The sequence below is a fragment of the Clostridium sp. genome (genome assembly GCF_036781005.1).
GTDB lineage: Bacteria > Bacillota > Clostridia > Clostridiales > Clostridiaceae > Clostridium_B.
Genome location: NZ_DAIQBT010000062.1, coordinates 1 through 9,767 on the forward strand (window position 1 = coordinate 1; position 9,767 = coordinate 9,767).

Annotated in this window: 10 protein-coding genes and 1 pseudogene; 3 read left to right on the top strand and 8 right to left on the bottom strand. The window is 29.0% G+C overall.

Translation table 11 applies throughout. The annotated features are described in order from the left end of the window. Nucleotides 1-264: 264 nt before the first annotated feature. Nucleotides 265-672, bottom strand: coding sequence for a hypothetical protein (locus V7Q02_RS15265; protein ID WP_333861944.1), 408 nt, complete (start codon nucleotides 670-672; stop codon nucleotides 265-267). Between the two features lie 494 nt (nucleotides 673-1,166). On the opposite strand from V7Q02_RS15265, the gene V7Q02_RS15270 reads away from it, so the two are divergent. Next, nucleotides 1,167-2,177 carry an AI-2E family transporter gene (locus V7Q02_RS15270; RefSeq protein WP_333861945.1) on the top strand — a complete coding sequence of 337 codons (1,011 nt, stop codon included), beginning with the start codon at nucleotides 1,167-1,169 and terminating at the stop codon, nucleotides 2,175-2,177. A gap of 307 nt (nucleotides 2,178-2,484) precedes the next feature. Here the strand turns inward: V7Q02_RS15270 and V7Q02_RS15275 are convergent, their stop codons facing one another. Next, complete coding sequence (locus tag V7Q02_RS15275) at nucleotides 2,485-3,177, bottom strand: MarR family winged helix-turn-helix transcriptional regulator (protein WP_333861946.1); 693 nt, start codon at nucleotides 3,175-3,177, stop codon at nucleotides 2,485-2,487. Between the two features lie 494 nt (nucleotides 3,178-3,671). Here V7Q02_RS15275 and V7Q02_RS15280 point away from each other — a divergent pair, with 494 nt between their 5' ends. Together V7Q02_RS15280 and V7Q02_RS15285 are read left to right on the top strand one after the other, a co-directional pair. Beyond that, complete coding sequence (locus V7Q02_RS15280; RefSeq protein ID WP_333861947.1) at nucleotides 3,672-4,109, top strand: hypothetical protein; 438 nt, start codon at nucleotides 3,672-3,674, stop codon at nucleotides 4,107-4,109. A gap of 457 nt (nucleotides 4,110-4,566) precedes the next feature. Next, entirely contained in the window at nucleotides 4,567-4,980 is a 414-nt protein-coding gene (locus V7Q02_RS15285; RefSeq protein WP_333861948.1) for a hypothetical protein, read from the top strand. Nucleotides 4,981-5,091: 111 nt separating this feature from the next. Here the strand turns inward: V7Q02_RS15285 and tnpB are convergent, their stop codons facing one another. The 6 genes and pseudogenes from tnpB to V7Q02_RS15315 all read right to left on the bottom strand — a co-directional run bounded on the left by tnpB (nucleotide 5,092) and on the right by V7Q02_RS15315 (nucleotide 8,095). Next, on the bottom strand, nucleotides 5,092-5,442 hold the full coding sequence (tnpB, locus tag V7Q02_RS15290) for an IS66 family insertion sequence element accessory protein TnpB (RefSeq protein ID WP_333861949.1): 351 nt from the start codon (nucleotides 5,440-5,442) through the stop codon (nucleotides 5,092-5,094). 145 nt (nucleotides 5,443-5,587) lie between these two features. Next, complete coding sequence (locus V7Q02_RS15295) at nucleotides 5,588-5,761, bottom strand: hypothetical protein (RefSeq protein ID WP_333861950.1); 174 nt, start codon at nucleotides 5,759-5,761, stop codon at nucleotides 5,588-5,590. A gap of 83 nt (nucleotides 5,762-5,844) precedes the next feature. Next, a pseudogene (locus V7Q02_RS15300) lies at nucleotides 5,845-5,970 on the bottom strand (aldo/keto reductase); the annotation flags it as partial. A 539-nt stretch (nucleotides 5,971-6,509) separates the two neighbouring features. Beyond that, on the bottom strand, nucleotides 6,510-6,998 hold the full coding sequence (locus V7Q02_RS15305) for a flavodoxin (RefSeq protein ID WP_333861951.1): 489 nt from the start codon (nucleotides 6,996-6,998) through the stop codon (nucleotides 6,510-6,512). A gap of 48 nt (nucleotides 6,999-7,046) precedes the next feature. Further along, nucleotides 7,047-7,583, bottom strand: a complete 537-nt coding sequence (locus V7Q02_RS15310) for a flavodoxin family protein (protein ID WP_333861952.1) — start codon at nucleotides 7,581-7,583, stop codon at nucleotides 7,047-7,049. An 86-nt stretch (nucleotides 7,584-7,669) separates the two neighbouring features. Further along, nucleotides 7,670-8,095, bottom strand: coding sequence for a cupin domain-containing protein (locus V7Q02_RS15315; RefSeq protein WP_333861953.1), 426 nt, complete (start codon nucleotides 8,093-8,095; stop codon nucleotides 7,670-7,672). Nucleotides 8,096-9,767: the final 1,672 nt, after the last annotated feature.

The window sequence follows — 9,767 nt, forward strand, 5'->3', positions numbered from 1 at the left end:
AATGACCTCATTTTTTATATGTTTTTATTCCCGTTTTTTGGTTAATCAACACTTATGATCATCAATATAGGAAATTGTCACGGTTCCAGTTTTTCTTTTATCTATAATCGGTAATGCCTCTAATTTTTTAATCCTGCCAATTATTTCTTTTGAAATATTAGTCTTTTCCTTTAATTTTCCAATAACTGCATATATTGGATGATAATAGTCATTTGTTAATTTAATATCTGAGTATTCAAACTTGTTGCTCTTTACTGTTGGTGCCTAATCTGCTGTAAACTCAACAATCACGCTATCAGAATTAAAATTAAGGCCGTTTAACGCCTCATAAAAATTAGCACTAATTTGTTTTTCTTCCGATTCTGCCACCAAGCTATCACTTTCACCATCATCAATTTTCTTCTTAATTGTATATATATTTTCCATTAGTTTATTAGTAACTTTTCTAGTCAACGAATTGTCACATGTTTCCTCATCAGTAAATATACTTAACTGTCTATAGCCTTCTTTATCTGATATTTCAACAAAAGGACAAACTACTGACATCACATAACTACCTATTTCTGTCTGACCAAATCTGCACTCTGATAAAAACTTCTGGACTAGTTTATCTGATCTACCATAATGATACTTTTGGGGATTAATAATATCTAATGCAGTATCTGCAAGCAATTCTTTTACATTATTACTTGCTCAATTGTCTTTTTTTTATATTAGATACTGTTTTAACAGCTTCGTACATTGCTGAATTATAATCTCTTAATGATTTATCTATCGGAATTGTTACTTGTTCAAACATATCTTCTTTCTCATATTTAACGTGAGTTCGAAAAAAACAAAATACAATTTTGTATAAATATAGATATAGAAAATTCAAAAAATAATTTAGCTACAAATGGAAAAATTAATTAACATTTATTTACATTTAAAAAATTTTGATGGGATTTTTTATATTTATAACTCTTTTTTTATTTTCGAACTCACGTTATACTTTAAATAATATGAAATATATCACCAATAGCAGCCTTAAATTAACTTTGAACAGTAACTATAAAGACTTAAATGAAAATTTCATTCATAATTTTACTTGTACAATTAATATAAGAACCCTTATAATAATAAATATAATTACAAATTATTTAATTTTAACAAAGGATGTCTACTGAATGGATTTATTTAAGAAAGTTTTTACAGAAAACCTGATAAAAAAACTTTTTGCCATATTTTTATTAACAGTTTTATTTTATTCCATAAAAGATATGATTACATTAGTTTTATTAACATTCATTTTTTCTTTCTTATTTTATAAAATAACTAATTTTATATATAAATTTATATATAAAATATTTCCAGTAAAGAAGAAAATTATAACAATATTAATTTATATATTAATATTCCTAGGAATATCTTTTATGCTTTATGACTGTATTCCTATAATTATTAAACAATTATTTTTTATAAAAAGACAGCTTATGGAATTTAATATTAATGACTACAACACCATAGTAAATAATAAAATTATATTATTTATAAAAGAGACAAATATAACCAGCTATCTTAATAAAAGTGGAGGTTCAATTTTAAAGTTGGCACTGAAAATTGAACATTTAAGCGTAAATATTTTACTTTCTCTTATACTCAGTCTATTGCTTATTTTAGAGCAAGATAAAATATCATCCTTTGGAAGAAAAATGGAAAAAAGCAGAATATCTTATTTCTATAATTATTACAAATATCTAGGGAAAAAATTTTTAAGTTCCTTTGGGAAAATAATGGAAATTCAAGCCATTCTCTCCCTAATAAACTCAGTACTGGCATCCATAGGTCTTTTCTTCTTGGGTTTTGACAATATTTTAGGTCTGGGTTCCATGTTATTCATTTTAGGATTAATACCTGTGGCGGGACTGATTATAGCTCTTATTCCTCTTGTAATAATAGCGTTTATTATTGGAGGAATACCAAAAGTAGTTGATGTATTACTACTTCTTGGAGTGCTACACCTATTGGAAAATTACATAATAAAACCGAAATTAATGTCTATATCAATACATTTGCCTATATTCTTTGTTTTTCTAATTTTAATTTTTTCAGAACACTATATGGGCATATGGGGTTTAATTATAGGTATCCCTCTTTTTGTATTCTTATTGGACATTCTACAAGTAGTTGAGAGTTAACAAATGGAAGCTTATGGAGATATCCAAAATTACTTATTTTCCATCTTTAAGTAATATAAAGGTATAAAACAATTCTGTAAGGTTCAGATGGAGAAAAATATCCTTTATAGGAAATATAGGAAAACTCTATCTGAACCTGAAAATCATTTGATATACTACTTCTAAAAGTTATCTACAGCTTATCCACATTATTCCACAAACTAAATTCATGTATATTTCCTGTTACTTCAAATGTGATATTTATATTGTATATTTACACTGTTGCTATTTAATCCTTCTATAAAATATACAATATTATTTTGTAAAATTAACAATCAGATTTATTTTCTTCTCCAGTATTTGAATCATTATCTGCATTATCAGGAGAATTACGCTTATCTTCGTTATGGAAATTCTGATGAAAATCTCCCTCTCCAGAAAATGAACAACTGTTTATATCATAATACTTACCCAATCCTTTTCCACAAAAATGTGAATGTCCTCCCCTTATATGGAAATGCTTATGAGCCCTTCTTCCTTCAAAGTGTGGATTGCCTGAAAAACCAGATTTCAATTCATTATTTCCAAATTGCTGTTCCAATTCAGATATTATACGAGCCAGATAATTGCTTAAAACAGTTTCTTCCTCTTCAGTTAGACATTTAAATAGAGTTTCTCTATTGCTTTCCTGCTCATTTTGTTCTGATGCTTTTTTGCCCTCCTCTGTTAAATGAATATCCATCACACGGCCATCCTTTTCAGAAGGGGTTCTTGTAATATGTCCATTTCGTTCTAACTTTGCAAGTAATTCTCCTAAAGACTGAGAACGCATATCTAAGATATTAGAAAGATCTTTCTGACTTATTTCCGGTTTAAGTTTTAACAAGGCTAGCACTCGTCCTTGACCCCGGTGAGGATCACCCATAGGTCCATGGTGCTTATAGCTTTTTTGATAATATCTATGCAATAACCATTCAATACGAGCAAATTGTCTTAATAAATCCAAAGTATTTTTTTTCATAGATTTTCCTCTCTTTCAAACAAATATATAAAGGTACCTTTATAATATATTCTAAAGGTACCTTTATATATTGTCAAGAAAAAATTTAAAGATTTATTTTTCTATATTCTCTACATAGTTTGTCCACATTATCAACAGAACTCTGTTGATAACTATTTCAAAAAATAAAAAAAATAAGTACTTGAAAAATCAAATACTTATTTTAAAATATAGATGGCCATAAAATGATTGATATCCTTTTAATATAAATTTAAACAATTAAGTATATTTATACATTTTTATTTTATCACATTTTAAAATCCATGTAAAGTGATATAAGTTAATTATCCACGGTAATCGCATCCTTATTATACATTTAAATTATTATACTATAAATGAGCATTTTTCGTTACATTTTACTTCATATGAATTTTGACAAAAAAATAAATACATTTTAATCCTTTTATGGTTTAATATTTATTATCAACACAAATAAAAAACAAAAGAGGTATAAAATGTCTAATAAATTTATTATAGCAGAAAAATCACCAATTACAACTTTTTTAAGAGAACTACATATTTTGTTACTTTTAACTTTGCCACAAATTAAACATATTGTTGAATTTATAGCTTCAGCATCACAGAACCATTTTGATGGTAAAGTAGTAGATATAAAAAAGCTTTCTCCAAGTCATAGAACGTGTATTAGTGAATTTTTATCTAAAAGTCCTTGGAATGAAGATTTAGTTTTAAATGTTATGCAAAAATATGCACTAAAGAAAATGTGGGATTATTCAATTTGTACAGGTAACCCTATTTACATAATTACTGATGATACGATTTTTAAAAAGACAAAACCCTCGTCAAAGGCTAAACGTCCAATAGAAAAATGTAAATTTCATTATTCACATTTAGAATGTAAGAAGGTGTATGGACATCAAGTAGTAGAGTAGGCATACTATTAAAATGTGGAGATTTAGTACTTCCTTATTCAGTAGCATTATATGACAAGGATTCTATGAGTAAAATACAGATGACTATTAATGCCATACTTACTACTACCTAAAGCACCAAATAAGGCTTATATAATGGCTGATAGCTGGTACAGTTGCAAGAAAATTATTAATGCATGTTTATCAAAAGGATTTCATTATATTGGTGCATTAAAAACAAACAGAGTTATATATCCGCAAAATTCAGGGCTTTCGATGCAAGTTGAAAGGTATGGAAAAACCTTAAAAAAAGAGAATGTCAACCTATATAATTTATACTAACAAATGATTATAAAAATTTTTCTTAATGACCTTACGAGCTATTTAAGAGTTTTTTCAAGATTAGCTATGTGTTATTGCAAATTATATAGTCAAAGTTGGACAATCTTCTTATTGGGTTTATCGTTATGAAGGTAAATTGAATGGGATAAAAAATGCTGTAGTTTTATTAAGTTGGCCTGAAGATGCACTTTTTAAAGAGGGTTCCTTAAAAGTATTTATTTGTACAGAAACAGAATTAGATACACAAACCATTTTGTTCCGCTACAGTAAAAGATGGCCTATAGAAATATTTTTCTGTCAAAACAAAATGGAGCTTGGTTTGGATAGATATCAAATTAGAAGTGCAAAAGCAATTAAGCGTTTTGGGATACTTAACATGTTGACTTACTTTTATTGTGTCACAGGAACAAGTGAATCTTTCTGTACTTTTGGTAGAGGATTAAAACTTGCGAGTAATGAAACTCAACAAAATATTTATACTTGGATTTATGAACAAGCACAGGCAGGAGTTCCCATAAATCAAGTGTTTCAAGCATTAAAAGTAGCATAGGGGAAAGTACGCCCATCTTTATGGTAAATAATGTATTGAGTTTTGCTCATTTATAATATTATACATGAAAACCCCTGTATTTTCAATACTTCCAAGGATTTTCAAACTGAGTTAATAATAGTTTTTTTTATTTATTGGCTTGAATTTTGATTCAATTCTTACTTCATATCCTTTTGAGAGCCAGCGTAATTCTTCCAGACTGACTTTAAGTGCTTCCTCAACTGTCATAGGGCATCGGAATCTGTTCCTTTCCAAGCGATAGTAATATAACCACAAGCCTTCATCAAAATGAAGTATCTTTAATTTGTTCATTCCTTTATTGCAAAATGCAAACAGTGCTTTATCAAAGGGATTCAGCTTAAGTTCTGTTTGCACAACAAGGGCCAGTCCATCAATGCTTTTTCTTAAATCTGTTGCACCAGAAGCTATGTATACTGTAGTAACCTTATCTATATTCAGCATAATTTTGAAAGCTCCTTAATTACTACTGACAATAAAGAAAAGTTTTCTAAAGGAATATATATACTGGCCTTGCCAAGCTCTATTTTAATATTTTTGTTTTCAACTCTATTGTTCTCCGTATTTTCAAGCCCGGATATTTCAGGCTTTACCTCAATTGCATGAAATATTGAACTGGTTTCTTTGTTGAATTTTTTTCATAATAATAGAATTGCCCTTTGCTCATATTGTTTTCCCTGCAGTAATCGGTGACAGTTCCTCTATAAGAAGAAAGCCTTTCTAAAAATTCTTTCCATGTTTTTTCATTAAAGTTTATTCCCATTACAGATTTCCTCCTGTTTTTTATATCTGTAATATTATCAAAATAAACTTTTTAAATATAGGCGTCATTTTTTTTACGCTTACAGTAAACCCTCTTTCTAAGAAAGCATCAACCATTTTATTTAATTGTTCAAAATCGATACTTGCCTGATCTTCTTTATCTGTAATCGGTAAACGCATGAATCCAAATCCTAGCTTTTTAGCCATAATGACACCCCTTTATTTATTATTATATATACTACTCCTTTGAGTTAACTCCAAGTCAAGAGATTCTTTAAACTAATTTTAGTTCTTTTATTTCTACTTATGCTGCAATCTTTCTTCTCTGCTCTTTATTTTAACTTACATAAAATTTATTTTTCTATTAATATTTCTTGATCTTCTGGATATCTTTCTCCTGAAATTTTAATCTTTGAAATTGCTTTATTTAAATCAGTAGTCCTTTCTTCGAAAACTCAACCTCCTCCTCTCCAATATTTTCTTTCAATCGTTCCAAATTTTTAGTTCCTGGAATTGGTACTATCTACGTTTTCTGTACAGATATCCATGCTAATGCGATTCGTATTGATGTTGTATTTTTTAAGCAATTTCTTTTACCATATTTTCCTATTTTGGGTTAACAAGCATATTTTCTGCATTAGAGCATATTATTGTACTTCGAAAGTCTGTGTTACCAAACTTTGTATTCTCATTTAAATCTACTAGTCAAAAATTTTTTTCCAAGAGGATTTATAATTTTCTACTAATTCCTATACAATACCCGTTCCTCTAAGCCATGCGAATATATTATCTTTTGATTTTTTCACATCTGAACTATATATATCTAATCCCTTTTTAACATCAGCTCCATGGGCGGCTTTTATAATATCCATCTCACTTCGTCCCATTCGACTGCCTCCATGCGTACAGTAAGGCAAAATCACCTTACCTTTAAAATCATATTGCTCTAAAAATGTAAGCACAGCCATTGGTATACTTCCACACCAGTTTGGATATCCCAAAATAACGATATTATAAGCACCCATGTCAACAACTTTTGTTTTTAATGCTGGCCGAGTATTCATCTTCTGTTCCTGTCTCGCGGCATCTACTACTCTATTATAATTTTTAGGATATACTTCAACAGTTTCAATCTTAAAAATATCTCCACCAATTACCTTCTGAATTTCCTGCGCAACTATACCTGTATTTCCTGAATAGGAAAAATAGGCAATCAATATTTTACTGTATTTTTGCATTTAATATCCCACCTTTTTAAAAATTTAATAAGACTTATTTATTATTTTTTATGTGGTCTTCCCTATTTTGTATGCTTGATTTGGATAATCCGTCCGTTCGATATCTCTTCTTGTACCACAACCCGTTGCCAGCAACATCCCTGCATTTTCCCATTTCAGATAATTAACAATTGTTTTATAATGTTCCGTAAGTGATTTCATCGTCCATTCATTTGAATCATATGCAGTTGCCATAAGCAGTGCTTTTTTATTACTTCCCATTAGCTTGTAATTATTGGCATAAAAACGATCTATAACTGTTTTTATCTGTGCTGACATTCCAAAATAGTAAAGTGGTGTAACAAATACCATCATATCCGCTGAAATCAGCTTTTCATTCAACTTATTCATAGAATCATTATAAACACAGACTGAATTATTCATCATACAGTGGTCGCAACCAAGACACGGCTTTACATCTTCAAAAGCTGCATCAAAGCGAAATACACCATGTCCTGCCTCTTTTGCTCCTTCTATAAATTTTTCAGCTAGAAGGGCCGAAGTTCCATTTTTGTGAGGACTTCCTGTAATTACTGTTATTTCCATACTGATTTCCTCTCTCTCTATTAATATCCAAACTATAATCTCTCAAATTAACTTTATGTCAAGGTGTATTAAGCCACTTTTCTCAATTATTTTAATTTATTGTATTCTTCATCTTCCACAGGTTCCAGCCACTCTGCCGAGCCAGCCTGCACATTTGTCTCTACAGAAAGATGTACAAACCAGCTGTCTTTTGCAGCACCATGCCAGTGTTTTATATTAGCCGATATTTTCACTACATCTCCCGACTGGAGTTTCTGTGCTGACTTACCTTCTTCCTGATACCAGCCTCTTCCACCTGTAACTAGCAAAATTTGTCCTCCCGGATGTCTATGCCAGTTGTTGCGGCAACCAGGTTCAAAAGTTACGTTACCAATTGGACAGTTGAATTCTATTCCAGGCATCACAAGCATTTGTAACCATGCCTGACCTACAAAATTTTTACTAAATTCTTCTGGAAGTTTTTCTCCCTTAGGGAAAATCACGCTATTACTTAAATCATTACCTTTACTCATTTCTTATTCATCCTTTCTTATTTATAAGATTTTACATAAATACTAATACAGCCCTCATAGTTGACCTTATTTAAATGCAGCTTATTTAATCCTTCAGATCTAAATAAAACTCTTATTGGCACATACATGTTAAAACTCATAATACATACCCCTTTTTACTAAATATTTTTAATTAAATCATACTCCTTTGAGTAAACTCTAAGTCAAGAGATATTTGTAATTTTTTTTAATCACTTTGAATTCTTTCCATTTACCACTTTTAAATCTGATAAAGTGGTTATCTGTATTGTATTTAACCTGAGTTCGAAAAAAATAAAATACAATTTTGTATAAATATAGATATAGAAAATCCAAAAAATAATTTAACTACAAATGAAGAAATAATTTAACATTTATTTATATTTAAAGTGATATTGTGATTAAGCTAAATAAGGATGTTTGTCCAATTTCAAAGAAGGCTTTTTAGGAAGAAACCTATATGCTGCCAGTCCTGAAACTATATTTACCATAAAATTGGTGAAGCTTCTGTGGAACCAATGCTTCCTGCATTAGTTCTACAAACCTATTATAGCTTACAAACTTAGGGAAATAGGGTCTTAGAACAGTTGATGCATACTTTGTATAATAGGCTTTGAAATTTCTGTAGGATGATAAGTGAAAGTATATGATTATTGTCATGACTTCACTAAGTGATAAGTTTCTACTCTTTATTATTGAGAAATTACTACAGTTGCTTTCCTCTATAAAATGGCTCCGGCAGTATTCTTCAAAAGCTATACAATAGTTATCAACATCGTAAAATATTTCTACTAATAAATTTTGCATAAAATCCCATCCTTTCGTTTTATTTTTTTATTTGTATTTATATAACTCACATTTCGGACCCTAAATAATGGTAAATAAATGTTTTAATATTACAATAAATCCAAGTAATTCTTTCAATTTCATACAAATTATTAAAAATAGTATATTTATAACCATGTCAATATAGGCTAATTTATGAACCCAAACCAATAAAATTAATTTTATATGTTTATTTCCATTGATAATTAAAACATTCGAACCTTAAATTACTATTATTTAACATATTTTATGAAAATCGTTCCGAAATATGAGATATAATAAAACATTTTGATGGGATTTTTTATATCTATAACTCTTTTTTTATTTTCGAACTCACGTTATTTACTATACAAGGTATCTAAATCAGCAGTTTCATATATAAATCTCTATAAATCTTAGGATCAATATCGTCTGTAATCTTTAAAATTAAATGACCTTCTATAATATCTATAGAAAGGTCTTTATCAATCTGCTATAATTAAGCATTATTTTATTTTCATATTCTTCACATCCTACACCTATTCTACTTTTTTATAACCACTCTCATACGCACACTTTTCACACAATGTCTGCTAGACAATCATCTATCATAAAGGTCACCTGTTTCTCCACACTCTTCACAAAAATGAAGCTCATAAGGATTATTTAAGAGAATTTAAAAACATAATATGGTCTGTCAAGTAGATTACATGTAAATAATAGTACCTCAGCCTTTCACTTATAGGCTAAGGTACTATTTTAAAGATTGATATGCTAATTATTATAAGTATCTTTACGCGTTGTGCTATGTCTTGTATTCAAAAATATTGAAGCAAAAAAAGCATAAAAT